We start from the raw sequence: 24,050 nt of genomic DNA, 5'->3' as shown, positions 1-24,050 counted from the left end.
CCCGCCTCGCGGCGACGCAGTTACCTTCGGCTACGGGGTCATGGCTTACCCCGGTGCGGACTCTCACCGCACTGTGTGCACGCCTTCACGGGCGCACTGGGAGCCACGCTTTGCGGGGCGATGCGCCGCGAAGCGGCGCTGGGCGGTCGTCTGCGGCGTTGCCGGCCACCGCGGGGCGCCTGCGGCGCCAATCGCTCGGCGGAGCCAAGCTCCCACAAGCGGCGCTGGGCGGCCAACCGAAACGTCATCGGAATCCGAGGCTCCACACCTACCCGCGGCTCACTCGGCGTCGGTGAGGCGCTTCTTGAGCTGCATGTAGGTGCCGTAGTGGCGGTCGAGATGGCGGCGCATGGCGCCCTCGGCGGCGTCGGGGTCACGGGACTCGATGGCCTCGACGATCTCGGTGTGGGCCGCCAGGGCAGCCTTGTCCTCGTCCTTCTGCTGCAACACCTGGGCGCGGCGGTCGTCTAGCCACTCGGAGAGCGCGACATGGATGGCGTCGAAGATGGGGTTCTTGCCGATGCTCGCCAGCACCCCGTGGAAGTCGTTGTCGGAGCGCTTGAAGCGTGCCTCGTCGCCGATGGCGTCGCGGTTGTCCTGGAGGGCGGTGCGCAGGCGCGCCAGGTCGTCGTCGCTGGCATGGCGGGCGGCATAGCGCGCCAGCGAGATCTCGAACAGGGCACGGGCCTCCTGGAAGTACTGCTGCCCATCGGGCTTCGACAGGAGCTGCCGGGTCACCCCGGAGAGGCGCGCCATCACCGACTCGGCGGTGGGCCGAATCACCCGGGCCCGGGTCCCGCTGTTGATGGCGACGAGCCCCAGTTGCTGCAGGTGGAAGAGCGCTTCGCGTACCGCGGGCCGACCGACGCCGAACTGTTCCATCAACTCCCGCTCGGAGGGCAGCTGGTCGTTCTCGCGCAGCCGCCCCTCGAGGATCTCCGCCTCGAGCTGCTCGGACACCTGTTCGGAAAGCGTCTTGCGCTCCACCCGATATCTGGTCATGCACCCTTCTCCTGACTGGTCGAAACAGGCTCGTGTCCCCCTCATACCGCCATGTTACCGCATTTTCGCCTCCCGGCCGTGTCAGCCCAGCCAGCGCAGCGGTTCGAGATCGAACTCGGCCGACAGGTCGACATAGGCAGCCTGGTTGGCGCTGTCCAACGGAATACCCTCGACGTCGCGTCGCGCCAGGCAGCGCCACTCCCGGTCGCCGGGCGCCAGCACCTCGGCGCCGCCGCGCGCCGGCTGGGCGCGCAGGTCCGCCAGGTAATCGCCGAGACACGCCTCGAAGCTGTCCCGCTCGACGAAGGCCGCCGGATCGAGCGCCAGGCAGAAGTGGCCGACGCCCCGGGGCGTGGCCATGTCCGGCCCCCCCATGGGCAGCAGGCGGAAGCCGTTGAGCATGCCGGAAAGCGTCGAGCTCAGCACCTCGACCATGCCGCCAAGCCCCGCCCCCTTGAAGCCGAAGTCGCTGCCGCCCAGCGGCAGCAGGGCGGCGACCTCGGCCGGCGTCCGCGTCACCCGGCCGTCGGCATCGGCGGCGACCTGATCCGGCAGCTCGCGCCCGATGGCGCCGTATTGCTGCACCCGGTTCCACGGGATCGAGCTCGTCGCCATGTCCAGCAGGTAGGGCGACTGCCCGGCCACCGGCGCCGCGAAGGCGATGGGGTTGGTGCCGTGGAAGGGCTTTAGCCCCTCGTGCAGCAGCACGAAGGGGTCCGAATTGCACACCGCCAGCCCGATCAGGCCCCGCTCGGCGGCGGCCAGGGCGTAGCAACCCGCGGCGCCGAAGTGGGAGGAGTTGCCGACCGCCACCGCCCCCAGGCCCACCTCCCCGGCCATCTCGGCGGCGTGCGCCATGGCGGTGTAGCCGGCCAGATGGCCGAAGCCGTCGCCCGCGTCCAGGTAGCCGGTGGCCGGCAGGCGCCGGGTGAAGCGCAGCGTCGGCGCCCCCCGGATGCGCCCGCCCTGCAGCGCCCGGACATAGTGCGGCAGCAGCCGCAGGCCATGGCTGTCGGTACCCATCCGCGACGCCGTGACCAGCGCCCGGGTGACGGCGTCGGCCGACGCCTCGTCGGCGCCGGCCCGGTGCAGCACCTCGAGCATGAAGCGCTCGAGGTCGGCGACCGCCACGCGGACGTCCGGTGGGCGAGCGTCTCTCGGGGTCTCGTTCATCGAGTCGATATCCTCCTCGTCGGGTTCAGCGATAGACCAGGGTCGGCAGCCACATGGACAGCGCCGGAATGAAGGTCACGAGCAGCAGGGCAATGACCAGCGGGATCAGGAACGGGATGGTGCCGCGCATGCACTTCTCGAACGAGATGCCCGATACCCGCGAGAGCACATAGAGCACCATCCCCACCGGCGGCGTCAGCAGGCCGATCATCAGGTTGAGCACCATGATCACCCCGAAGTGCACCGGATCGACGCCGACGGCGACGGCCAGCGGCAGCAGCACCGGCACAAGGATGGTGATCGCGGCGATGGTCTCCATGAAGCAGCCGACGATGATCAGCACCAGGTTGACGAACAGCAGCACGGCGACCTGACTGTCCGAGAAGGGGCCCATCAGCGCCACCACATGCTGGGTGACCTGGTTGCTGGTCAGGATCCAGGCGAAGATCGAGGCCCCGGCCACGATGAACAGGATCACCGCCGTGGTCTCGATGGTCTCCATGCTGACCCGCAGCAGGCGCCGCCAGGTCAGGGTCCGGTACACGACCGTGCCCAGGAACAGGGCATAGATGACCGCGGCGATGGCGGCCTCGGTCGGCGTAAAGGCGCCGGTGATGATGCCGCCGACGATGATCACCGGGGTCAGCAGCGAGAGCAGCGCACGCTTGGTGGCCTTGCCCAGGAACCTGACCGAGAAGCGGGCATCGCGCGCATAGCCACGGCGTCGCGCCAGCAGGGTGATCATCAGCATCAGCACGGCGCCCATCAGCAACCCCGGGATCAGCCCGGCGGCGAACAGTTGCCCGACCGAGGCCGAGGCCATGACGCCATAGATCACCATCGGCAAGCTGGGGGGAATGATCGGCCCGATCGTGGATGACGCCGCGGTGATCCCTACCGCGAACTCCTGATCATAGCCGGCATCGCGCATGGCCTTGATCTCGATCGTGCCGAGGCCGCCGGCATCGGCCACCGCGGCCCCCGACATCCCCGAGAAGACGATGCTCGCCCCCACGTTGACGTGCCCCAGGCCGCCCCGCATCCACCCCATCAGCGCCTTGGCGAAGTCGAAGATCCGGGTCGTGATACCGCCATTGTTCATCAGGTTGCCGGCCAGGATGAAGAAGGGAATCGCCAGCAGGGGGAAGCTATCGACGCCGTTGATCATGCGGTGTGCGACCACCACATCCGGCACCTGACCACTCAGGTAGACATACATCAGGCACGAGCCCGCCAGGCTGATCGCAATCGGCACGCCGATCAGCAGCATGGTGAACAGGCTCGCGAAGAGGAAGGTGAGGTAGTGCCCCTGAACGGCCAGGAACAGGCAGAGCGCGACGGCGAGGCCGGCAATGACCGGCGGGACCAGGAGGCCTCGTCGCCCGGTGAGTGAGGTGACTGGCATGGGCGTTCTCCCGTGGCGTCTCGTTATGTGTCGTCTTCGTCGAAGATCAGCTCGCTGGTCCCCTCACGCCAATGACGGACGGCGACCTGGATGGCACGGATCAACATCATCAGGAAGCCGACGAACACCAGGTAGTAGAGATAGCTCTTGGGAATGTCGACCGAGACCATCATCGCATTGGTCCGGTCGGCCAATTGGAAGGTGATCCAGCATCCCCCCACGAGAAAGACGATCCTCACCGCGTCGACGATCGTCGACATGGCGAAGCCAATCCGGCCGGGCATGTAGCGATAGAAGAACTCCACGGCGATGTGCGAGTTTTTCCTCACGGCCATCGCACTCCCCAAAAAGCCCACCATGATCAGGAAATAGCGCGCCATCTCCTCGGTCCAGGCGATGGAGTCCCCCAGTACATAGCGGCTGAAGAACTGCAGGAACACGATGCCCAGCAGTATCCAGAACAGCACCAGGGTCACATAGTCTTCGACGGCATACGCCTTGAAATCGAACCGGTCCAGCTCTTCGGCTTCGATCGAGCCGAGCTCCTGCTCGGGGGGCAAACGGTCATCGGTCATGCCGAACTCCTTGTCACCGCGCCTCGCCCTTCACGACGAGGCGCGGCATGACACCAAGCCACGATTACTGACCGATCGCCTGCACCCGGTCATAGGTTTCCTGATCCCAGGTGGCCGCCTCACCATTGTGATGCGGCAACACGGCCTCGCGGAACGGCTCGGTATCCACCTCGTTGACCGTGGTGCCCTGTTCCTCGAACCAGTCCACGAGATCGGCTTCCTGCTGCAGGATGTCTTCGGTGATCCGCTCACCGGCTTCCATGTACACCTCACGGAAGATCTCGCGATCCTCCTCGGAGAGCTGATTCCATAGCGGCCCGCCGGCAATCGTGATCAACGAATCGGTGATATGCCCGGTGAGGTTGATGTAGTCCTGCACCTCGTGGAAGGCCTTGGCACGGATGGTCGGCAGCGGGTTCTCCTGGGCGTCCACCACCCCCTGCTGCAGGGCCAGGTAGACCTCGGCGAAGGCGATGGGTGTCGGATTGGCCCCCGTGGCTTCCGGGAACATCATGTACATCGGGGCGTTGGGCACCCGGATCTTGAGGCCCTGCATGTCCTCGGGAGTGTCGATCGGCCGGTTGGAGGTGGTGTGACGCCGGCCATAGTAGTTCATCGCCAGCGGCACGTTGCCCGTGGTGTCTTCATAGCCCTGGGCAATCTCCTGGAACAGCTCGCTGTCGGCATAGGCACGCCAATGGTCGAAGTCGCGGAACATGTAGGGCGCCCCGGCAATGCCGATGGGCCCATAGGAGCGGCCGGCGAACTGGTTGCCGGTATAGATCAGGTCCACGGTGCCCAGGCTCAGGCCTTCATTGATATCCGCCTCCTTGCCCAGCGAAGACGCCGGATGCACCTCGATCGTGTAACGCCCCTCGGTGCGTTCCTCGATCTCGTCGGCGGCCCACAGCGCCCACTCGTGATAGGGCTCGGAGGTTTCATAGACGTGGGCGAAGGTGAGGCTCTGTTGTGCCTGGGCGACGGCGGCGATACCGAACCCCGCCGCCAGCATCGCAGCCGTCATGCAGCGTACGAGTTGGCGTTGACGTTGGCTCTTCTGGCGCATAGCGGTTCTCCTCACAGCGTGCTGGATGTTGTTGTTGTGGGTCTGGGGGGATGGCGGGACGGCGTATCGTCTTGGCGTCCCTCGTGCTGGCGTCCCTCTTGTTGGCGTGTCCTGCTGTATACGTATCATACCAACACTGTGAAACCTAGCCGCTCTCGTGCCACCGCGCAACTCTCCCCACGCCCAGGCAGCAGACGATCGCGTGGCCGATGCCGGCCGGGTCGCCCATGGTGATGGCGATATCGAAGGGTCGTGGTACTCATGGCATCAGCTGCCCGCCGTTGACCTCGATCACCTGCCCGGTGACGTAGCCGCTCAGGGCATCGGTGGCCAGGAACAGATAGGCGCCGACGCACTCCTCCGCGCTGCCCAGCCGGCCCATGGGAATCGAGGCACGCGCCGCCGCCAGGTGATTCTCGTCGGAGTGGCGCTCGTGGAAGTCGGTGGCGATGGTACCGGGCGCCACGGCGTTGACGCGGACGTTCTCGCCGGCCAGCTCCTTGGCCATGCTGCGGGTCAGGTTGCTGACGAAGGCCTTGGCCGAGGCGTAGAGCCCCGCACCGTGACCGCCGCCGTTGCGCGCCGCGATCGACGTGGTATGGATGATGTTGCCACCGCCGGCGCGGCGGAAATACGGCAGCGCCGCGCGGCTCGCCGTCACCACCGAGCGGACGTTGAGGTCCATCACCCGGTCGTAGTGGGCATCGTCCATCTCATCCAGCGTCACCCGACCCAGCATGTCGCCGGCGTTGTTGATCAGCACGTCCAGCCCGCCCAGCTCGTCGGCCGCCTCGTCGACGACCCGGGCCACCTCGCGGGAGCGGCTGACATCGCCCTGGATCGTGACCCCCTCCCCTCCGGCCTCGCGAATCGCCGCCGCCACCGCTTCGGCAGGCGCCTCACTGGCGTGATAGTGCACCGCCACCCTGGCCCCCAGCGCGCCGAGCTGCCTGGCCACTGCCGCCCCGATACCCCGGCTGGCGCCGGTCACCAGCACCCGCTTGCCTTGCCATTCGTCGAACATGCCGCCCTCCCGATGCGTGTCATCCCATGCTGGCAGTGAGTCGCTGACGCGCCGGCCAGGCCGGCTATCGCCGGGTCGCGACCCATTGCTATAGTGTCTATGGCATACCTGTCATACATCACTACTATCCATAGCATGTTAGGCCAAGGCTGGCCAGGTGCCATCCGCCCGCCGGCGGGCCCTGGCCGGGTGGCACCGTCCACCACCATCACAGGAGACCTCCATGCCCACCATCACCCGCGTCGAGGTGCAGGACATCCGCTTCCCGACCTCGCGATCACTGGACGGCTCGGACGCCATGAATGCTGCGCCGGACTACTCCGCCGCCTACGTGATCCTGCATACCGACGAGGCCGACGGCCCCCACGGCCACGGCCTGACCTTCACCATCGGCCGCGGCAACGAGATCGTGGTCACCGCAGTGAAGTCCCTCGCGCCACTGGTCGAGGGGCGCGACCTCGCGGGCATCACCGACGACATGGGCGCCTTCTGGCGGGCCATCACCGGCGACAGCCAGCTGCGCTGGATCGGCCCCGACAAGGGAGCGATCCACCTGGCCACGGCAGCCATCGTCAATGCCCTCTGGGATCTCTGGGCCAAGCGCGAGGGCAAGCCGGTGTGGAAACTGCTGGTGGACATGACGCCCGAGCAGCTGATCCGGTGCCTCGACTTCCGCTTCGTCACCGATGCCCTGACACCGGAGGAGGCAATCGCCCTGCTCCGCAGGCGGGAGGCCGGCAAGGCCGAGCGCGAGGCCGAGATGAAGCGCGACGGCTTCCCCGGCTACACCACCTCCGCGGGCTGGCTCGGTTACCCCGACGACAAGGTGCGCCGGCTGGCCCGCGAGGCGCTGGCCGAGGGCTGGACCCACTTCAAGCAGAAGATCGGTGGCGATCTCGACGAGGACGCCCGGCGCGCCGCCCTGCTGCGCGGGGAGATCGGCTGGGACAGGGTCCTGATGATGGACGCCAACCAGGTCTGGGAGGTCGACGAGACGGTGGCCAAGATGCGCCGGCTGGCCGAGTTCGACCCGCTGTGGATCGAGGAACCCACCAGCCCCGATGACATCCTCGGCCATGCCGAGATCCGCCACCGCGTCGCGCCGATCGGGGTGGCCAGCGGCGAGCACTGCCACAACAAGGTGATGTTCAAGCAGTTCTTCCAGGCCGAGGCGCTGGACTACTGTCAGCTCGACGCGGCCCGCCTGGGTGGGCTCAACGAGGTGATCCTGGTGGTGCTGATGGCTGCCAAGTTCGGTGTCCCGGTCTGCCCCCATGCCGGCGGCGTGGGGCTGTGCGAGTATGTCCAGCATGTGTCGCTGTTCGACTATATCGCCGTGTCGGGCAGCCTGGAGGGACGCGTGCTGGAGTACGTGGACCACCTGCACGAGCACTTCGTCGATCCGGTGGTGATACGCCAGGGCCGCTACCAGGTGCCCACCGCACCCGGCTACAGTATCACCATGCACCCCGAGTCGCTGGCGCGACACCGCTATCCCGAGGGGGCCGCCTGGCAGGAGGATGACCAATGAGCGCTCGCCACGAGATCCTCGAGCACCTCGTCGAACGGCTCGGCCAGCACGCGTTGCTCGACGCCCCCGCAGAGATGGCCCGCTACGTCAGCGACTGGGCCGGTGACCGGCTGGGCATGCCGCTGGCCGTGGCGCGTCCCGCCTCCACCACGGAGGTCGCCGAGGTGGTGACGCTGTGCCGGCAGCACGGCGTGCGCATGGTGCCCCAGGGCGGCCATACCGGCCTGGTCGCCGGCGCCCTCCCCGACACCGACGGCGGCGAGCTGGTGATCAGCCTCGAGCGCATGAACCGCATCCGCGAGCTCGATCCGGTCAACTTCACCATGACCGTGGACGCCGGCTGCATCCTGGAAGCCGTCAAGCAGGCCGCCGCCGACCACGACTGCGACTTCCCCCTCTCGCTGGGCGCCCAGGGCAGCTGCCAGATCGGCGGCAACATCGCCACCAACGCCGGCGGCCTCAACGTGCTGCGGTACGGCATGATGCGCCAGCTGGTGCTGGGTCTCGAGGTGGTACTGCCCGACGGCCGCATCTGGGACGGCCTCGCTGCCCTGCACAAGGACAACCGCGGCTACGCCCTGGACCAGTTGCTGCTGGGCAGCGAGGGCACCCTGGGCATCGTCACTGGCGCAGTGCTCAGGCTCTGCCCCAGGCCCGACCAGTCGCGCACCGCCCTGCTCGGCCTGCCGTCGGTGGAGGCGGTGGTCGCGCTCTTCGGGCTCGCCCGGCGCGACTGCAGCGACCTGCTCACCGCCTTCGAACTGATTCCGCGACGCTGCATCGAGCTCGCCATGGAGGCCACTCCCTCGCTGCGCGACCCCATGGATGCCCCCTCCCCCTGGTACGTGCTGATGGAGGTGGCGGCCACCGGCCCCGTCGATCTCGGGGTCATGGTCGAGCAGCTGGTGGAGAGGGGCATGGAGCGCGACCTGATCCTCGACGGCGTGCTCGCCGGCAGCGAGGCCCAGGCACAGCAGCTGTGGCAGTTCCGCGAGAGCATGCTGGAGGGCCAGCGCCGGCGCGGCGAGCACCTGCGCACCGACATCTCGGTCCCGATCTCGGCGATCCCCGCCTTCGTCGCCCGGGCCAGCGACGCGGTGATGGCCGAATCTCCCGACTGCGAGATCATCGCCTACGGCCATGTGGGCGACGGCAACCTGCACTTCAACATCCTGCCACCCGCCACGCTGGCCGAGGCCGACAAGCGCGACCACCTGCACGCCCTGGAAGCGACCCTGTTCGCGGTGCTCGACGACTTCGGCGGCAGCCTGAGCGCCGAGCACGGCATCGGCCGTGCCAAGCGCGCCGCCTACCTGGCCCGGCTCTCGCCGGTGGAGCGCGAGCTCGCCGAAGGCATCAAGGCGCTGTTCGACCCCGAGGGCCTGATGAACCCGGGGCGCATCCTCCCGCCCCGCAACGCCTGAGCCGCTGGCCACCGGTCAACCCCCCCGTGGGGGCAGGCCCCCCCCGGGCGGGGGCCACGGTCAGCTCGTTCGAAACCGTTCGGCCAGCCCCTGCATGGCCTGCACCAGCAGCAGGGTATCGATGCCCACGCCGACGAAGGTGCAGCCCGCCTCGAGAAAGCGCCGCGCCTCGCCCTCGTCGGCGGTGACGATGCCGGCGGCCTTGCCCGCGGCACGAATGCGGGCGATGGCGTCGTCGATGGCGGTACGCACCTCGGCATGGCCGGGATCGCCCAGATGGCCCATGGCGGCCGAGAGGTCCGCCGGGCCGATGAAGATGCCATCGACTCCCTCGACGGCGGCGATCGCCTCAAGATTGCCGAGCCCGGCCAGGGTCTCCACCTGCACCAGCAGGCACATCTGCTCGTCGGCCCTGGCCAGGTAGTCGTCGACCTGGCCCCAGCACGCCGCACGCGCCAGCACATGGCCGACCCCGCGAATGCCCTGCGGCGGATAGCGCATCGCCGCCACCAGCCCGGCGGCCTCCTCGGCCGTCTCCACCATGGGCACCAGCAGCGTCTGCACGCCAATGTCGAGGTACTGCTTGATCAGCACCGGATCCCCCACCGGCGGCCGCACGATGGGCTGGCTCGCATAGGGTGCGATGGCCTGCAGCTGGCCCAGCAGGCTCGCCAGGTCATTGGGCGAATGCTCGCCATCCAGCAGCAGCCAGTCGAACCCCGCGGTGGCGGCCATCTCCGCCGCGCAGGGGGTGGCGAGCCCGAGCCACAGGCCGGTCTGGGGCTCGCCGGCCAGCAGCCGCCGGCGGAAGTGGTTCGTCGCTAGTTGCATCCCTTGCCTCTCCCTTCGGGTCACACAGGATCTGCCGGTACCTTACCGTCTGGAACGCTCCAGGGCGGTGCGCGAACGCCCCGCCACCGCCCCCTCCCGGGCCGCCACTTCGGGCGGGCGGAGACGCGTCTCCAGTCGCCGTTCGTAGAGCCCCTTGGCCACCAGGGTGCCCAGCACCAGGCCACCGCCGACGAAGGCCAGCGGCGACGGCCGCTCGGCCAACAGCCACCAGACCCAGAGCGTTCCCACCACCACCTCGAGCAGCAGCAGCAGGCCGACCTCGGCGGCCGGCAGGTAGAGCGGCCCGCGCTGGATGAGCGTCACCCCGGCCGGCACGATGAACAGGCAGAGCAGCACCACCAGCAGCAGGCGGTCGAGCGATGGCAGAGACAGGCCGGTCGTCGGGGCCACCACCGCCGCACCGCCCACCGCGACGATCAGCCCCGAGAAGGTCAGCATGGGGCTCATGTCGATGCCTGGCCGGGTGCGACACAGGGTGAAGTTGATCGCCAGGGTGACGGCCGCCATCAGCGCGAAGCCATTGCCCAGCGCAGAGCCGACCCCGGCGTCGTCGACCACGATCAGGGCGATGCCGACCATGCACGCCAGGATGGCCAGCCAGGTCCGGCGCGGCAGGCGCTCCTTGAGGAAGACCCGCGACAGAGCGGCGGCAATCAGGGGCGCACCGGCCAGGATCATCAGCACGTTCCCCCCCTTGGTGTACTGGTTGCCCAGCACGAAGCCGCAGGTGGTCAGGCTGAACAGCAGCGCCACGCCGATGCCGGTCCAGCCGCAGCGCCGGTAGGCGTGCCAGGTACGCTGGCCGTGCCGTGCCATGACGATCAACAGGAACCCCAGCGCCGACAGCAGGCCGCGCCACATCAGGATCTCGGCGTCGGGCAGTCCCACCACCTTGATCAGCAGGGCATCGGGCGACATGATCAGCGCCCCGCCGCCGGTCAGCAACAGCCCCTGCTGTCGATACGAGAGCGTACGCAATGGATTCCTCCAGAGCCGATGGGCGCCTGCTATCGCGCCCTCAGGGCCGGCAGGCCGACACCGGTCGACTGGAAGCCGCCATCCGCGGCGACCACCTGCCCGGTCACGTAACCCGCCTTGTCGGAACACAGGAAGACAATGACTTCCGCGATCTCGCGCTCGGCCCCGTAGCGGTTCAGCGGGATGGCGTCGTGGTAGGCGGCGCGGATCTCGGGAGTATGCACGGCCAGCGCCAGCTTGGTATCCACCGGGCCGGGCGCCACACAGTTGGCGCGGATGCCGTACTCGCCGAGCTCGGCGGCCTGCTGCTGGGTCAGGTGGATCACGGCGGCCTTGGAGGTACCATAGGCGACCCGCAGGGTGCTGGCCCGCAGGCCGGAAATGGAAGCGATGTTGACGATCGCCCCCCGGGCCGTCTTGAGCAACGGCAGCAGTGCCTGAGAGGTGAGGAAGACGCCGTCGAGGTTGGTGGCCATGACCTCTCGCCAAGTGGCAAAGTCGGTGTCCGCCAGCGGCCGGAAATCGGCCACCCCGGCGTTGTTGACCAGGGCATCGACCCGGCCATGGCGGCGGCTCAGCTCTGCCGCCAGGTCGGCGACCTGGTCGGGGTCGGAGACGTCGCACACCAGCGGCTCGGCGCCGGCCAGCTCGGCCGACGCCTTCTCCAGCTCGGGGGCGTCGCGGTCGACCATCACCACCTCGAAGCCCTGGTCGAGGAAGAGCTGGGTGGTCGCCAGGCCGATGCCGCGGGCTGCCCCCGTGACGACTGCAATACGCGATAAGGTTGTCATGGGATTCATCCTTTGTGTGTCGTGTCAGTTCATCGCATCCAGCAGCCACAGCGACAGGGCGGGGAAGGCCGCGATGATGGCCAGGCCCACCAGGCAGACCAGCATGAAGGGCAGGGTCCCCTTCGCCACCTTTTCGATGGAGAGCCGGGTCACGTTCGCCGCCACGTAGAGATTGATCCCCACCGGCGGAGTGATCAGCCCGATGGAGAGGTTCACCATGATCAGCACGCCGAACCAGACCGGGTCCCAGCCCATCTGGTGGACCACCGGCATGAAGATCGGCAGCGAGATGAACATGACCGTGACGGCGTCCATGAACATGCCGATCACCAGCAGGATCAGCATGATCACCAGCAGTATCACCCATTCGTTCCCGCTCATCCCCAGCAGCAGACCGGAGTAGGTCCCCACCAGGTCGTCCACGGTCACGACCCAGCCGAACAAGCTGGCATAGGCCACCACCAGCATCACCACGGACGAGGAGGCGGCGGCGTCGCTGAGCGCCCGGTAGAGCTTCGCCACGCTCAGGGTGCGGTAGGCCAACCCGCCGACGAAGAGCGCATAGACGGTGGCCACCAGCGCTGCCTCGGTCGGGGTGAAGACCCCGGAGTAAATCCCCCCGAGAATGACGACCGGCGTCATCAGGCCCCAGAAGGACTCGCGGAACGTCAGCCACAACCGCCGGCGGTAGGGAAGCTCCCGGTAGGGCATCAGGCCCATGGCCCGCAGGCTGGGAGAGTCCTCCAGACTCGCCGCCCCCACGGAGTGGCGGGACACCCGTCCCAGCGGCAGGGTCACCAGCATGATGATGCCCATCAGGATGCCGGGCAGGATGGCGGCCAGGAACAACCTGGAGATCGAGGTCTCGGCGATGACCCCATAGATCACCAGGCCGATCGAGGGCGGGATCACGATGGACAGCGCCGCCCCGGTACACACCAGGCCCGCCGCATAGGCGCGACGATAGCCGTCCTCCTCCATCCCCTTGATGATCATCGGGCCGATCGCCGCCACCGAGGCGGGGCCCGAGCCGCTGACCGCCCCCCAGAACAGGCAGACAACCGTGCCGACCACCCCCATGCCGCCCGGCAGGCCGCCGACCAGCACGCGGAAGAAGCGGATCATGCGCTCGGCGATGCCCAGCGACCCCATCAGGGTACCCGCCAGGATGAAGAAGGGGATCGCCAGCAGGGAGAACTTGGTGATGCCCGTGGCGATCAGGTCGCCGGCCATGTCCAGGCCGAACCCCATGTGCCACATGGCGTAGACGGACGAGAGCCCCAGCGAGAAGGCGACTGGCACGCGCAGCAGGAGCAGCAGGAAGAACACCAGGATCATCTGGGTGCCGGCGGTCAGCCCAGTCGCGAAGTCAAACATCGGGAATCCCCTGATCCGCTGTCCGGCCCCTCCTGGCTTCCTCTACCAGGCGCTCCAGGTAACGGACGATGATCAGCGCGAAGCCGAACGGCACGGCCACGTGGTAGTACCAGGCGGGCAGGCCAAGCCCGTAGGAGCGCATGCCGGAGTTCAACTGGTTCATCAGCACCTCCCAGGAGAAGTAGGCGGACAGGGCCAGCAGTGCGACGGAGAGCGCCGCGGAAATCACGAACACCACCTTGCGCAGGGGGCCGGGAAGCACCTCGTAAACGAGCGTGACCGCCAGGTGCTCGCCCCGGCGGGCAGCGATGGCGGCACCGAAGATGGTCAGCACCAGGAAACCGTTGGTCAACAGTTCCTCGGTGGCGGCCAGGGAGTAGTTGGTCCCGTAGCGGACCACTACATTGGCGAAGCCCAGCAGGGTCATGCCCAGGAACAGGACCGCACAGAGGATCTTTTCCGCTTCTCGCAGGAAGAATGTCATGGTGACGCCCACCCTTGGCGGTTACCGATGGAACGCAGCCCGCGGCAGGCCCGATGGCCTGCCGCGGTCCGGTACGCAGGAGCGGCAATCAGTTGGCGTTGGCCTCGATCGCCTCGATGAAGGCCGAGACGATCTCGGGCCCGACCTTCTCGGCCCACTCGTCGAAGGCGGGACGCGTTGCCTCGCGGAAGGCCGCAATCTCCTCCTCGGAGAGCTCCGTGATCTCCATGCCCTGCTCACGCAGGAAGTCGAGCCCCTCGGCGGTGCTCTCGCGGGTGATCTCCACCTGGTAGGCCAAGGCTTCCTCGGCGGCCTGGCGAATCGTCGCCTGAGTCTCGGCGTCGTAGCCGCTCCACTTCTTCCGGGAGATGCCCAGGAAGATGGGGTCATAGGAGTAGTGCCAGGCCGTCAGGTAGTCCTGCACCTCATAGATCTGCTGGGGGATGATCACCGCGCCGATGGGGTTCTCCTGGGCATCCACCACCCCCTGCTGCAGGGCCGTCATGGTCTCGGTCCACTGCATCTGCTGCGGGTTGGCGCCCAGGGAGTTCATCACGTCGACGTACATGGGGCCCGCCACGCGCACGTTCAGGCCCCGCATGTCCTCGGGGGTACGGATCGGGCGCTTGCTGTTGGTGAGCTCGCGGAAGCCGTTCTCACCCCAGGCCAGCACCACGATCCCCTTCTCCTCCAGGATCGCCTCCAGCAGCTCAACCGGCTTGCCCTGGGTCGTGGCGTCGACCTGGTCGTAAGTGGCATAGAGGTACGGCAGGGAGAAGACCGCCATCTCCGGTACCAGCGGAGTCACGTTGATGGCGGAGGTGACCAGCAGGTCCAGGGCGCCCCGCCCCACCATCTCGGCCTGGCGCATCTGGTCGCCGCCGGAAAGCTGGGCGTTGGGGAAGACACGCACGTCGATCTCGCCATCGGTGGCTTCCGACACCAGCTCGGCGAAGCGCTCCGCCCCCTGGTGCCAGGTGGTGGAATCGCCGGTGTTGTGGGACAGGCGCAGCGTCTCGGCGGAGGCGGCACCGGCCGCCATTGCCCCAGCCACGGTAACGGTCAGCGCAAGCTTGCGAAAATCGAGGCATTTCATTGTGTAGTACTCCTTCTGGCGCGCTCGTTCAATCGAGCCTGGTTCTTGTTGATCTACATCCGGCCCGCATCGCTCCACATAGTGGACCGTTTTTTATTCAGCCGACAAGGGGAACTTGCCAAACCCCCCTGTTAAAGTCAAAGTAAAGCGTAACGACTCATTATCAGCTCATGAAGCACCAGTGATTTATGGTCCATATTGTGGAACGCTCCAAGATCAGCGACAGCGCCAAGACATCTGGCGCCCAAAGCGTCGACCGGGCCCTGACCCTGCTGAGCCTCATCGGCCGCCACGCCGCGGAGGGGCTGTCGCTATCCGAGCTGACGGCGCTGAGCGGGCTCAACAAGCCGACCGTGAGGCGGCTGATGCTGGCCTTGATCAACAGTGGGATGGTTGATCAGTGCAACCCCACCCATCGCTACCAGTTGGGGCCCGAGGCCTACCTCCTCGGGCTGCGCGCCTCGGAACGCCCCGGGCTGGTCCAGACTGCCACCCGCAACGTCGCTCGCCTGGCCAAGGCCACCGAGGACGCCGCCTGCCTCTCCGTCCGGCGCGGGCTCTATTCGCTCTGCCTGCACCGGGAGGATGGCCCCTACCCGATCCGCACCCATGCCCTGATGCCGGGGGCCTATCACCCGCTCGGCGTGGGAGCCGGCTCGCTGGCCATGCTGGCGGCGCTGCCGGATGACGAGGTCGAGAACACCCTGGCGGCGAACCGCCAGACGCTGGCCGCGGAGTACCCCCTGCTGAGGCCCGAGCGGCTCCGCGAACTAATCGCCGAGACTCGTCGGCAGGGCCATGCCCTGAACCCGGGGCTGGTGTTCCGCGACTCCTGGGGGCTTGGCGTTGCCCTGCGCTGGCCCGATGGCAGCCTGGCCGGGGCGCTGTCGCTGGCGGCCATCGAGAGCCGCATGCAGGAACCGCGGCGCAGCCAGGAGCTACTGCCCCTGCTCGAGCGGGAGGCCCGGGAGATCGAGGCCCAGCTCGCCCGCGACTACGCGGCGCGCCATCCCGGCTAGCCAGTCGAGGGGCGCCGGGGGCAAGCCGGAGAGGAGGTCCTACGCCAGGGATGGCGTAGGTAGCGCCCGGAGAGGGGTTCACAGCGTCTCCTCGCAGGCTTGCCGCCGGAACAGCCCCGAGACGGGCACAAGAAACACACGGCAGGACAACCAGAGAAGGAGTGACGCACGTGACACAGGCACAGATCGTCGGCTGGGCGCACAGCCCCTTCGGCAAGCGCCCCGAACCCGACACCCAGGCCCTGATGCAGGGCGTGGTGGGCGACACCCTGCTCCACGCCGGCCTGGCCCCCGAGGACATCGACGGCATCTTCGTGGGCGTCTACAACAACGGCTTCTCGCGCCAGGACTTCCAGGCCGCCCTGGTGGCCATGGGCGACGAGCGCTTCGCCCACACCCCCGCCACCCGCTACGAGAACGCCTGCGCCACGGGCAGCGCCGCGCTGCACGGCGCACTGGACTTCATCGAGTCGGGACGCGGCCGCCTCGCCCTGGTGGTCGGCGCCGAGAAGATGAGCGCCACCCCCACCGCCGAGGTGGGCGACATCCTGCTCAGCGCCAGCTACCACCGCGAGGAGGCCGACATCCAGGGCGGCTTCGCCGGCCTGTTCGGCCGCATCGCCGAGCGCTACTTCCAGCGTTACGGCGACCGCTCCCGCGAGCTCGCCATGATCGCCGCCAAGAACCACGCCAACGGCGTCGCCAACCCCTGGGCACAGATACGCAAGGACCTGGGCGTCGACTTCTGCGCCAGCGTCTCCGAGCGCAACCCCAGCGTCGCCGGCCCGCTGCGGCGCACCGACTGCTCGCTGATCTCCGACGGCGCCGCCGCCCTGGTGGTCGCCGACGCCGAGACAGCGGCGCAGCTGAAACGTGCCATCGGCTTCCGCGCCCGCACCCAGGCCAACGACCTCATGGCACTGTCGCGCCGCGACGTGCTCGAGTTCCGCGGCGCCGCCCGTGCCTGGCGCCAGGCGCTCGAGGCCGCCGGCCTCGCCCTCGACGACCTCTCCCTGGTGGAGACCCACGACTGCTTCACCATCGCCGAGCTGCTCGAGTACGAGGCCATGGGACTGGCCGCCCCCGGCGAGGGCCATCGGGTGATTCGCGAGGGCATCACCCACAAGGACGGCCGGCTGCCGGTCAACCCCTCGGGCGGGCTCAAGTCCAAGGGCCATCCCATCGGCGCCACCGGGGTCTCCCTGCACGTCATGGCCGCCATGCAGCTCATGGAGGAGGCTGGCGACATGCAGATCCCCGAGGCCCGCCTCGCCGGCGTCTTCAACATGGGGGGCGCCGCCGTGACCAACTATGTGTCGATCCTGGAGCGAGTCAAATGAGCATGGACCTGGCCAACGGCATGACACCGGTCTCCACCCGGGTGATGAACCTCTCCCACCTGCTCACCGAGAGCGCCCGGCGTCACCCCGACGACATCGGCTTCGTGAGGGGCGACCGCAGCTGGCGCTGGGCCGAGATGGAGGCTCGTGCCGAGGCCTTCGCCCACGCCCTGGTGGAGGAGTTCGGCGTGCGCAAGGGCGACCGCCTGCTGGTGCAGTCGGCCAACTGCCACCAGATGTTCGAGGCGATGTTCGCCTGCTGGCGGGCCGGTGCCGTCTGGGTGCCCGCCAACTACCGCCAGTCGCCCGATGACATCGCCTGGCTGGCGGCGTCCTCCGGCGCCAAGGGGCTGCTGTGTGGCGCCGCCTTCGCCGAGCACGCCGCAGCCTGCCAGGCTCAGGTGGAATACACCGTGGCGATCGGCGAAAGCGATTTCGCCCCCGACTACGAGACCCTGGTCGCCCGCCATGCCGGCCGGCGCCTGCCGGCGGTGGCGGTGCAGCGCGACGATCCGGCCTGGTTCTTCTTCACCTCCGGCACCACCGGCCGGCCCAAGGCCGCGGTGCTGACCCACGGCCAGATGGCCTTCGTGGTCACCAACCACCTCTGCGACCTGATGCCCGGCACCGGCCCCGAGGACGCCTCCATCGTCGTCGCCCCCCTCTCCCACGGCGCCGGCATCCATCAGCTCGCCCAGGTGGCCCACGGCGTCAAGACGATCCTTCCGGCCGGCGAGAAGTTCGATCCCGCCGAGGTGTGGGCGCTGGTCGAGAAGTGGCGGGTCACCAACCTCTTCACCGTGCCGACCATCGTCAAGATGCTCGTCGAGCACGACAGCGTCGACGAGCACGACCACACCTCGCTGCGCTACGTCATCTACGCCGGCGCCCCCATGTACCGGGCCGACCAGGTGAAGGCACTGGAGACCCTGGGACCGGTACTGGTGCAGTACTTCGGCCTCGGCGAGGTCACCGGCAACATCACGGTGTTGCCGCCGGCCTTCCACCACGTCGACGATGCCCACATGAAGATCGGCAGCTGCGGCTTCGCGCGCACCGGCATGCAGGTGCAGATCCAGGACGCCGAGGGCAACGAGGTCGTCCCCGGCGAGACGGGCGAGATCGCGGTGATCGGCCCCGCCGTGTTCGCCGGCTACCACGACAACCCCGAGGCCAACCGCAAGAGCTTCCGCCACGGCTGGTTCCTGACCGGCGATCTGGGCCATATGGACGAGCAGGGCTTCGTCTACCTGACCGGCCGGGTGTCGGACATGTACATTTCCGGCGGCTCCAACATCTATCCCCGCGAGATCGAGGAGAAACTCCTGACCCACCCGGAGATCTCCGAGGTGGCGGTGCTCGGCGTGCCCGACCCTGTCTGGGGCGAGGTGGGCCTGGCCGTCTGCGTGCCCTACCCCGGCGCCGCGCTCGACACCGACGATCTGGCGGCCTGGCTCGATGGCAAGCTGGCCCGCTACAAGCTGCCCCGCCACTACGTGTTCTGGGACGAGATGCCCAAGTCGGCCTACGGCAAGATCACCAAGAAGCTCATCCGCGAGACCCTGGTGGAGCGCGGCGAGCTCGAGGAGGCGACATGACCCCGGACGACCCACACCCCCCCGGCCTGCGCCGGATCGAGCACCCCGGGGCGCCGGCCGACCGGCGCTACCAGGCGGTGTCATGCCGGGTGACGCCGCAGCGCCTCACCCTTGGCGGCGGCATGACCCTGCATGACGCGGCTGTCGCTACCCTGGCGGCGATCGGCGAACGGGCCGCCTACCTCACCCTGGAGAACGTGGCGATGGAGAAGCTGCGCTACGTCATCCCGGCGGATGATGAAAGCGGCGAGCACGCCGCCTGGTACAGCGACACCCACCGCCTCGCTGTGCCGGCGCGCATCCACCGGGCCGGCCTGCACGTGGGCCGGCGTGACGGCCAGCCCTTCCTGCACTGCCACGGCATCTGGGAAGGCGCCGACGGCACCCTGGCCATGGGCCACCTGCTGCCCACCGAATCGGTGCTGGCGGAAGACACCAAGGCGAGCTGCCTGGTGCTGGAAGACGCCCTCCTCGAGGTGACCCCCGACGAGGAGACCCGCTTTTCGCTGTTCGCCCCCCGCCGCAAGGGCGAGGCGGCGCCGGCACCCAACGCCCTGCTGTTCACCCTGCGGCCCAACCAGGACCTGAGCGAGGCAGTGGAGACCCTGGCGGCCCGCCACGGCATCGACAGGGCCCGCCTGTCCGGCCTGGGCAGCCTGGTCGGTACCGCCTTCGTGGACGGCAGCGGCCTGGACAGCCACGCCACCGAGGTGCTGATCCTCGACGGCCACCTCGAGGACGGGCGGGTCACCATCGAGCTCGCCGCGGTGGGCTTCGACGGCGACTATCGACGGGGCCCCCTGGCCCCCGGCCGCAACGCCGTCTGTGTGACCACCGAGCTACTGCTCCACCCCTAGGCCGGTGGCGCCCCTTCCAGCACACGGATGATCTCGGGCACCGCCAGCGCCTGGTCCTCGATGCCGGCGTAGAGGTCGCGCACGGCGCAGGCCACGCCGCGCGCCACGCCGAGCTCGTCGGTCATGGCATGATAGTAGCCAAGATCCTTGCTGGCATTGGCCACGCTGAAGCGGAAGCCGGAAGCGTCGCCGGCCGCGATGAAGGGGCGCAACCGCTCGAACACCACGCCGCCGCCGCCGCCCTGGCCGAGCACCTCCAGCAGGGCAGCGTCGTCGATGCCGGCACGCCGCGAGGCCGCCGTCGCCTCGGCCAGCACCGCCGAGAAGCCCAGCGACACATAGTTGTGCAGCAGCTTCAGGGTATGCCCCGCCCCCACCTCCCCGGCACGGGTGATGGTCTCGGCGAAGCTCTCGAGCAGAGGCCGCACCTCGGCGAACAGCGCCTCGGGCGCCCCCACGATCAGATTGAGCCGCCCCTCGGCGGCCTCCTTGGGGGTGCGGGTCATGGCCGCGTCCATGAAGCGGCCGCCGGCCTCCTCCACCCGCGCGGCGACCCTCGCCGTGGAGCTCGGCAGCGCCGTGGAGCAGTCGACCACCACGCCCCCCGGGGCCAGGCCCTCCACCACGCCGCCGGGGTCGAACAGCACCGCCTCGACCTGGGGCGAGCCGGTCACACAGAGGATGATCACCTCGGCGGCCTCGGCCACCTCGCGCCCCGAGGCCTTCGCCACCGCACCGGCGGCCAGCAGGTCGTCGACCGGCTGATTGCCCGGGTGTTCCAGAAAGGCGAGACGGTGGCCGGCACGCAGCAGGTTACCGGCGATGCCGTGGCCCATCAGGCCCACGCCCACCATGCCGACACGTCGGGATTGGCTCATTGTACGTCTCCTCTGTCAGGTCAAGGTGTTACGGGATGGTGCCACCGGTCTCGATGGCACCAAGATAACGGTATAACTTCCGGTACGGAAAGGTGTCGGAACTCCGCCGATGGATCAACCATGGCGGATCGCCACCGTCTTGATGCGACTGTAACTCCTAAGCCCCTCGAAGCCCTTCTCGCGACCATGGCCGGAACGCCCCACGCCACCGAAGGGCAGCTCGATGCCGCCGCCGGCACCGTAGTTGTTGACGAACACCTGGCCGCTGCGGATGCCCTTGGCCAGGCGCAGCTGGCGGCCACCATCGCGGGTCCAGATCCCGGCACACAGGCCGAAGTCGGTGGCATTGGCCAGCTCGAGGGCCTCGGCCTCGTCGGTGAAGACCTGCACCGCCAGCACCGGGCCGAACAGCTCCTCGCGCAGCACCTCGTGCCCGGCGGGGACCTCGGTGAGCAGACGCGGCACCACGAAATGCCCACCGGCGGGCGCCCCCGGGGCCAGCTCGCCTCGGGCCGCCACCCGAATGCCGTCGGCCTCGGCCGCCGCCAGCCGGGCCTCGAGCTTCGCCTTCTGGCGGGCGTTGATCAAGGGGCCGCAATCCGCATCGGCCTCGCCGGCATCGCAGCGCAGCGCCGCGAAGCCCTCCGCCAGGCGACCGGTGAAGGCCTCGGCCACATCGCGCTGCACCAGCAGGCGGCTACCCGCGGAGCAGGTCTGGCCGGCGTTCTGGACGATACCGCGCACCACCGCCTCGAGCGCCGCCTCCATGTCGGCGTCGGCGAAGACGAGCTGCGGCGACTTGCCGCCCAGCTCCAGGGTCACCGGCACATGGCGCTCTGCCGCCGCCCGGGCGACCCGGGCGCCGGTCTCGGGCGATCCGGTGAAGGAGAGATGGTGAATTCCCGGGTGCGCCGCCAGCGCCGCCCCCGCCTCACCGCCCAGCCCCGGCACCACGTTGAGCACGCCGGGCGGCAGGCCGTGCGCCACGGCCAGCTCGGCGAGGCGCAGCACGCTCAGGCAGGCGTCCTCGGCGGGCTTGAGCACCACCGTATTGCCCGCCGCCAGCGCCGCCGCCACGCAGCGGCCGAAGATCTGCGCGGGGTAGTTCCAGGGGATGATCTGGGCGCAGACCCCGAAGGGTTCGCGCAGGGTCATCACCGCGAAATCGTTGTCGAAGGGAATCGTCTCGCCGTGGAGCTTGTCCGCCGCGCCGCCATAGAAACGGAAGTAGCGGGCGCAGGCGGCGATGTCGCCACGCGCCTGGGTCATGGGCTTGCCGGTGTCCAGGCACTCCAGCGCCGCCAGGCGGTCGTGGTCGGCCTCGATGGCCGCGGCGAAGGCCAGCAGCCACTCGCTGCGCCGCCGCGCACTCCAGCTCGACCACTCCCCCAGCCGGCCGGAGAACGCCAGGCCGGCGGCCCCGACGGCGGCGTCGACCTCCTCGGGCCGGCAGCGGGCGATGCGGGTGATGGGCTCCCCGCGGGCCGGCGCCTCCACTTCCAGGGTGGCCTGGGTCGCGACCCAGTCGCCACCGATCAAGGCACCGGCGGGGGGAAAGTCGGGGAGTGTGTAATGGCTCATGATGCGCTTGTCCTCGTCTCTCGTGGGTCTCGCTCGGCGATCCTCAGTACAATAGATCGACCAGCCCCAGGGAGATCCACGGCAGGTAGGTGATCGCCATCAGGCAGGCCAGCACCACCAGCACGAAGCGCACCAGCCAGGGCAGCATCTGGTCGATCGAGATCTTGGCCACGGCGCAGGCGGCGAACAGGTTCACCCCCAGTGGCGGCGTGATCATGCCCAGCGCCAGGTTGACCACCATGATCAGCCCGAAATGCACCGGGTGGACGCCGAACTGCATGGCGATCGGCGCCAGGATCGGCGCCAGCACCAGGATGGCCGCCGAGGTCTCGATGAACATCCCCACCACCAGCAGCAGCGCGTTGACCGCCAGCAGAAAGGCCCAGGGGCTGTCGAAGACCTGGGTCACCCAGGCGGCGATCTGCGTCGGCAGGCCCGAGCGGCTGATCAGGAAACTGAACAGCGACGCCGCGGCGATGATCAGCATCACCGCCGCGGTGGAGATCACGCTCTGGCGCAGGATCGGCCCCAGCTCGGCGAGTCGCAGTTCGCGATAGAGCAGTCCCCCCACCGCCAGCGCATAGAACACCGCCACCGCCGAGGCCTCGGTGGGCGTGAAAACCCCACCGTAGATGCCGCCGATCACCACCACCGGCATCAGCATGGCGGCCCAGGCGCGGCGGAAGGCGACCGTGAAGTCGCTGCGCTCCTCGCGGTCCTGGAGCCCGTAGCCGCGCAGCTTGCAGAAGAGGTAGAGGAATACCAGCAGCGCCCCGCCGATCAGCAGGCCCGGGCCGATGCCGGCGATGAACAGCTGGCCGATGGAAGTATCGGTGCTCACCCCGTAGAGGATCAGCGGGATCGACGGCGGGATCAGCACCCCGAGCTCCGCCGAGGAGGCCTGGATCGAGGCCGCCAGCGGCTTGGGATAACCGTGCCGGACCATCGCCGGGATCAGGATGGCGCCGATGGCGAAGGTGGTGGCCACGCTGGAGCCCGACACCGCGGCGAACATCATGCAGGTCAGCACGCAGGTCATCGCCAGGCCGCCCTGGACGCCACCGACGATCGACTTGGCCAGGTCGACCAGCCGCGCCGAGATGCCGCCGGCGGCCATCAGGTTGCCGGCCAGGATGAAGAACGGGATCGCCATCAGCGGAAAGTGGTCGATGCCGACGAACATCTGCTGCGGCACCATCAGCAGCGGCAGGCGCGAGAAGAACTCGATGCCGATGATCGAGGCGAGCAGGATCGAGACGGCGATCGGCACGCCGAGGGCGAACAGGATGACCAGCGAGAGGCCGATGGCGAGGTTCATGAGCGATCGCCTCCCCGGGTGTCGTGGTGCCCATCGGCAGTCGATGCGGAAGCCGCCCTGGGGTCTGCCCCCCGGGATGTCGAGATCACCGTGGGGTCCACGGGTTGCCGACTCCTGTCGGGCACGGGGGCAGACCCCTGAGCGGGGACGGCCTCGGCCTCGGGCGCCACGTCGCTGTTCTCGGGCCCGAGTTTCTCGAGCCCCACCGTCTGCGCCAGCAGGCGCGCCACCACGGCCACCATGGCGAAGCCGCTGCCGGTGGGAATCGCCGCGTAGGCCCAGGCGATCGACAGCTCCAGGCCCGAGAGCATCTGGTTGCGCACCCGCAGCGTCATCAGGATGCCGTAATACATCAGCACCCCCAGCACCAGCAGGCAGCAAGCGCCGATGGCCAGTTCGAGCCCCAGCAGGGTGCGCCGTGGCAGCAGCTTGTAGATCACCTCCACGGCCATCATGAAGCCACCGCGAAAGGTGGCGGCCGTGCCCATGAACACGCACCAGATCATCGCCGTGCGCGACAGCACCTCGCTCCAGGTGGAGGGGGCGTTGAAGATGAAGCGGGTCAGCACCTGATAGAAGCCCAGCGAAACCGAGACGATCAGCATCGCGATCGCGACCGCCATCGCCAGCCGGGTCAGCAGGCTTTCCGCACGAAGAAGCCAGGACACCATCGAGATCACC

22 protein-coding genes are annotated in these 24,050 nt (G+C 68.6%); 6 read left to right on the top strand and 16 right to left on the bottom strand.

The window, feature by feature from the left end:
- Nucleotides 1-279: 279 nt before the first annotated feature.
- From nanR to AC5W54_RS16290, 6 genes are all read right to left on the bottom strand, one after another.
- A complete protein-coding gene (gene nanR / locus AC5W54_RS16315) occupies nt 280-1,002 on the bottom strand; it encodes a transcriptional regulator NanR (protein ID WP_495963147.1) in 723 nt (240 codons plus the stop codon).
- Between the two features lie 81 nt (nt 1,003-1,083).
- Nucleotides 1,084-2,175, bottom strand: a complete 1,092-nt coding sequence (locus AC5W54_RS16310; protein WP_495963146.1) for an Ldh family oxidoreductase — start codon at nt 2,173-2,175, stop codon at nt 1,084-1,086.
- A 25-nt stretch (nt 2,176-2,200) separates the two neighbouring features.
- On the bottom strand, nt 2,201-3,580 hold the full coding sequence (locus AC5W54_RS16305) for a TRAP transporter large permease (protein WP_495963145.1): 1,380 nt from the start codon (nt 3,578-3,580) through the stop codon (nt 2,201-2,203).
- Between the two features lie 23 nt (nt 3,581-3,603).
- Entirely contained in the window at nt 3,604-4,155 is a 552-nt protein-coding gene (locus tag AC5W54_RS16300; protein ID WP_495963144.1) for a TRAP transporter small permease, read from the bottom strand.
- A gap of 64 nt (nt 4,156-4,219) precedes the next feature.
- Nucleotides 4,220-5,221, bottom strand: coding sequence for a sialic acid TRAP transporter substrate-binding protein SiaP (locus AC5W54_RS16295; protein WP_495963143.1), 1,002 nt, complete (start codon nt 5,219-5,221; stop codon nt 4,220-4,222).
- A gap of 259 nt (nt 5,222-5,480) precedes the next feature.
- Nucleotides 5,481-6,245 (bottom strand): SDR family NAD(P)-dependent oxidoreductase, encoded by a 765-nt coding sequence (locus tag AC5W54_RS16290; RefSeq protein ID WP_495963142.1) that lies wholly within the window; start codon nt 6,243-6,245, stop codon nt 5,481-5,483.
- A gap of 223 nt (nt 6,246-6,468) precedes the next feature.
- On the opposite strand from AC5W54_RS16290, the gene AC5W54_RS16285 reads away from it, so the two are divergent.
- Together AC5W54_RS16285 and AC5W54_RS16280 are read left to right on the top strand one after the other, a co-directional pair.
- On the top strand, nt 6,469-7,776 hold the full coding sequence (locus AC5W54_RS16285) for an L-fuconate dehydratase (RefSeq protein WP_495963141.1): 1,308 nt from the start codon (nt 6,469-6,471) through the stop codon (nt 7,774-7,776).
- On the top strand, nt 7,773-9,200 hold the full coding sequence (locus AC5W54_RS16280; RefSeq protein ID WP_495963140.1) for an FAD-binding oxidoreductase: 1,428 nt from the start codon (nt 7,773-7,775) through the stop codon (nt 9,198-9,200). The genes AC5W54_RS16285 and AC5W54_RS16280 overlap by 4 nt, the downstream gene beginning before the upstream one ends.
- Before the next feature lie 60 nt (nt 9,201-9,260).
- Here the strand turns inward: AC5W54_RS16280 and hpaI are convergent, their stop codons facing one another.
- The 6 genes from hpaI to AC5W54_RS16250 form a co-directional block, all read right to left on the bottom strand.
- Nucleotides 9,261-10,031, bottom strand: coding sequence for a 4-hydroxy-2-oxoheptanedioate aldolase (gene hpaI, locus AC5W54_RS16275; RefSeq protein WP_495963139.1), 771 nt, complete (start codon nt 10,029-10,031; stop codon nt 9,261-9,263).
- 42 nt (nt 10,032-10,073) lie between these two features.
- On the bottom strand, nt 10,074-10,970 hold the full coding sequence (locus AC5W54_RS16270; protein WP_495963151.1) for a DMT family transporter: 897 nt from the start codon (nt 10,968-10,970) through the stop codon (nt 10,074-10,076).
- 89 nt (nt 10,971-11,059) lie between these two features.
- Nucleotides 11,060-11,821: an SDR family NAD(P)-dependent oxidoreductase gene (locus tag AC5W54_RS16265; protein ID WP_495963138.1), complete on the bottom strand. Its 762-nt coding sequence runs from the start codon at nt 11,819-11,821 to the stop codon at nt 11,060-11,062.
- A 24-nt stretch (nt 11,822-11,845) separates the two neighbouring features.
- Complete coding sequence (locus tag AC5W54_RS16260) at nt 11,846-13,198, bottom strand: TRAP transporter large permease (protein ID WP_495963137.1); 1,353 nt, start codon at nt 13,196-13,198, stop codon at nt 11,846-11,848.
- The gene (locus AC5W54_RS16255; protein ID WP_495963136.1) at nt 13,191-13,682 is read right to left on the bottom strand and encodes a TRAP transporter small permease; all 492 of its coding nucleotides are present in this window, start codon (nt 13,680-13,682) and stop codon (nt 13,191-13,193) included. Before AC5W54_RS16255 ends, AC5W54_RS16260 begins: the two co-directional genes overlap by 8 nt.
- 88 nt (nt 13,683-13,770) lie before the next feature.
- Nucleotides 13,771-14,778 carry a DctP family TRAP transporter solute-binding subunit gene (locus tag AC5W54_RS16250; RefSeq protein WP_495963135.1) on the bottom strand — a complete coding sequence of 336 codons (1,008 nt, stop codon included), beginning with the start codon at nt 14,776-14,778 and terminating at the stop codon, nt 13,771-13,773.
- 188 nt (nt 14,779-14,966) lie between these two features.
- On the opposite strand from AC5W54_RS16250, the gene AC5W54_RS16245 reads away from it, so the two are divergent.
- The 4 genes from AC5W54_RS16245 to AC5W54_RS16230 all read left to right on the top strand — a co-directional run bounded on the left by AC5W54_RS16245 (nt 14,967) and on the right by AC5W54_RS16230 (nt 19,592).
- Nucleotides 14,967-15,797: an IclR family transcriptional regulator gene (locus AC5W54_RS16245; protein ID WP_495963134.1), complete on the top strand. Its 831-nt coding sequence runs from the start codon at nt 14,967-14,969 to the stop codon at nt 15,795-15,797.
- 170 nt (nt 15,798-15,967) lie between these two features.
- Entirely contained in the window at nt 15,968-17,137 is a 1,170-nt protein-coding gene (locus tag AC5W54_RS16240; protein WP_495963133.1) for an acetyl-CoA acetyltransferase, read from the top strand.
- Nucleotides 17,134-18,735: an acyl-CoA synthetase gene (locus AC5W54_RS16235; protein ID WP_495963132.1), complete on the top strand. Its 1,602-nt coding sequence runs from the start codon at nt 17,134-17,136 to the stop codon at nt 18,733-18,735. Before AC5W54_RS16240 ends, AC5W54_RS16235 begins: the two co-directional genes overlap by 4 nt.
- Entirely contained in the window at nt 18,732-19,592 is an 861-nt protein-coding gene (locus tag AC5W54_RS16230; RefSeq protein WP_495963131.1) for a PPC domain-containing DNA-binding protein, read from the top strand. The genes AC5W54_RS16235 and AC5W54_RS16230 overlap by 4 nt, the downstream gene beginning before the upstream one ends.
- On the opposite strand, the gene AC5W54_RS16225 is transcribed toward AC5W54_RS16230, so the two are convergent.
- The 4 genes from AC5W54_RS16225 to AC5W54_RS16210 form a co-directional block, all read right to left on the bottom strand.
- Entirely contained in the window at nt 19,589-20,470 is an 882-nt protein-coding gene (locus tag AC5W54_RS16225; protein WP_495963130.1) for an NAD(P)-dependent oxidoreductase, read from the bottom strand. The two genes, AC5W54_RS16230 and AC5W54_RS16225, sit on opposite strands and share 4 nt — an antisense overlap.
- Before the next feature lie 114 nt (nt 20,471-20,584).
- A complete protein-coding gene (locus tag AC5W54_RS16220; RefSeq protein ID WP_495963129.1) occupies nt 20,585-22,051 on the bottom strand; it encodes an aldehyde dehydrogenase family protein in 1,467 nt (488 codons plus the stop codon).
- A 43-nt stretch (nt 22,052-22,094) separates the two neighbouring features.
- Nucleotides 22,095-23,369: a TRAP transporter large permease gene (locus AC5W54_RS16215; RefSeq protein ID WP_495963128.1), complete on the bottom strand. Its 1,275-nt coding sequence runs from the start codon at nt 23,367-23,369 to the stop codon at nt 22,095-22,097.
- Nucleotides 23,366-24,040 carry a TRAP transporter small permease gene (locus AC5W54_RS16210; RefSeq protein WP_495963127.1) on the bottom strand — a complete coding sequence of 225 codons (675 nt, stop codon included), beginning with the start codon at nt 24,038-24,040 and terminating at the stop codon, nt 23,366-23,368. The genes AC5W54_RS16215 and AC5W54_RS16210 overlap by 4 nt, the downstream gene beginning before the upstream one ends.
- Between the last annotated feature and the right edge of the window lie 10 nt (nt 24,041-24,050).

Source organism: Halomonas sp. LMYGS-3, assembly GCF_059509875.1.
Note: the sequence above shows the minus strand (reverse complement) of the source record. Positions and strands in the feature narration are given on the sequence as shown.

Excerpts from the sequence above, each read along its gene's own strand:
- nanR (WP_495963147.1), bottom strand. The coding sequence starts at position 1,002 with ATGACCAGATATCGGGTGGAGCGCAAGACGCTTTCCGAACAGGTGTCC.
- AC5W54_RS16310 (WP_495963146.1), bottom strand. The coding sequence starts at position 2,175 with ATGAACGAGACCCCGAGAGACGCTCGCCCACCGGACGTCCGCGTGGCG.
- AC5W54_RS16305 (WP_495963145.1), bottom strand. The coding sequence starts at position 3,580 with ATGCCAGTCACCTCACTCACCGGGCGACGAGGCCTCCTGGTCCCGCCG.
- AC5W54_RS16300 (WP_495963144.1), bottom strand. The coding sequence starts at position 4,155 with ATGACCGATGACCGTTTGCCCCCCGAGCAGGAGCTCGGCTCGATCGAA.
- AC5W54_RS16295 (WP_495963143.1), bottom strand. The coding sequence starts at position 5,221 with ATGCGCCAGAAGAGCCAACGTCAACGCCAACTCGTACGCTGCATGACG.
- AC5W54_RS16290 (WP_495963142.1), bottom strand. The coding sequence starts at position 6,245 with ATGTTCGACGAATGGCAAGGCAAGCGGGTGCTGGTGACCGGCGCCAGC.
- AC5W54_RS16285 (WP_495963141.1), top strand. The coding sequence starts at position 6,469 with ATGCCCACCATCACCCGCGTCGAGGTGCAGGACATCCGCTTCCCGACC.
- AC5W54_RS16280 (WP_495963140.1), top strand. The coding sequence starts at position 7,773 with ATGAGCGCTCGCCACGAGATCCTCGAGCACCTCGTCGAACGGCTCGGC.
- hpaI (WP_495963139.1), bottom strand. The coding sequence starts at position 10,031 with ATGCAACTAGCGACGAACCACTTCCGCCGGCGGCTGCTGGCCGGCGAG.
- AC5W54_RS16270 (WP_495963151.1), bottom strand. The coding sequence starts at position 10,970 with ATGTCGCCCGATGCCCTGCTGATCAAGGTGGTGGGACTGCCCGACGCC.
- AC5W54_RS16265 (WP_495963138.1), bottom strand. The coding sequence starts at position 11,821 with ATGACAACCTTATCGCGTATTGCAGTCGTCACGGGGGCAGCCCGCGGC.
- AC5W54_RS16260 (WP_495963137.1), bottom strand. The coding sequence starts at position 13,198 with ATGTTTGACTTCGCGACTGGGCTGACCGCCGGCACCCAGATGATCCTG.
- AC5W54_RS16255 (WP_495963136.1), bottom strand. The coding sequence starts at position 13,682 with ATGACATTCTTCCTGCGAGAAGCGGAAAAGATCCTCTGTGCGGTCCTG.
- AC5W54_RS16250 (WP_495963135.1), bottom strand. The coding sequence starts at position 14,778 with ATGAAATGCCTCGATTTTCGCAAGCTTGCGCTGACCGTTACCGTGGCT.
- AC5W54_RS16245 (WP_495963134.1), top strand. The coding sequence starts at position 14,967 with ATGGTCCATATTGTGGAACGCTCCAAGATCAGCGACAGCGCCAAGACA.
- AC5W54_RS16235 (WP_495963132.1), top strand. The coding sequence starts at position 17,134 with ATGAGCATGGACCTGGCCAACGGCATGACACCGGTCTCCACCCGGGTG.
- AC5W54_RS16230 (WP_495963131.1), top strand. The coding sequence starts at position 18,732 with ATGACCCCGGACGACCCACACCCCCCCGGCCTGCGCCGGATCGAGCAC.
- AC5W54_RS16225 (WP_495963130.1), bottom strand. The coding sequence starts at position 20,470 with ATGAGCCAATCCCGACGTGTCGGCATGGTGGGCGTGGGCCTGATGGGC.
- AC5W54_RS16220 (WP_495963129.1), bottom strand. The coding sequence starts at position 22,051 with ATGAGCCATTACACACTCCCCGACTTTCCCCCCGCCGGTGCCTTGATC.
- AC5W54_RS16215 (WP_495963128.1), bottom strand. The coding sequence starts at position 23,369 with ATGAACCTCGCCATCGGCCTCTCGCTGGTCATCCTGTTCGCCCTCGGC.
- AC5W54_RS16210 (WP_495963127.1), bottom strand. The coding sequence starts at position 24,040 with ATGGTGTCCTGGCTTCTTCGTGCGGAAAGCCTGCTGACCCGGCTGGCG.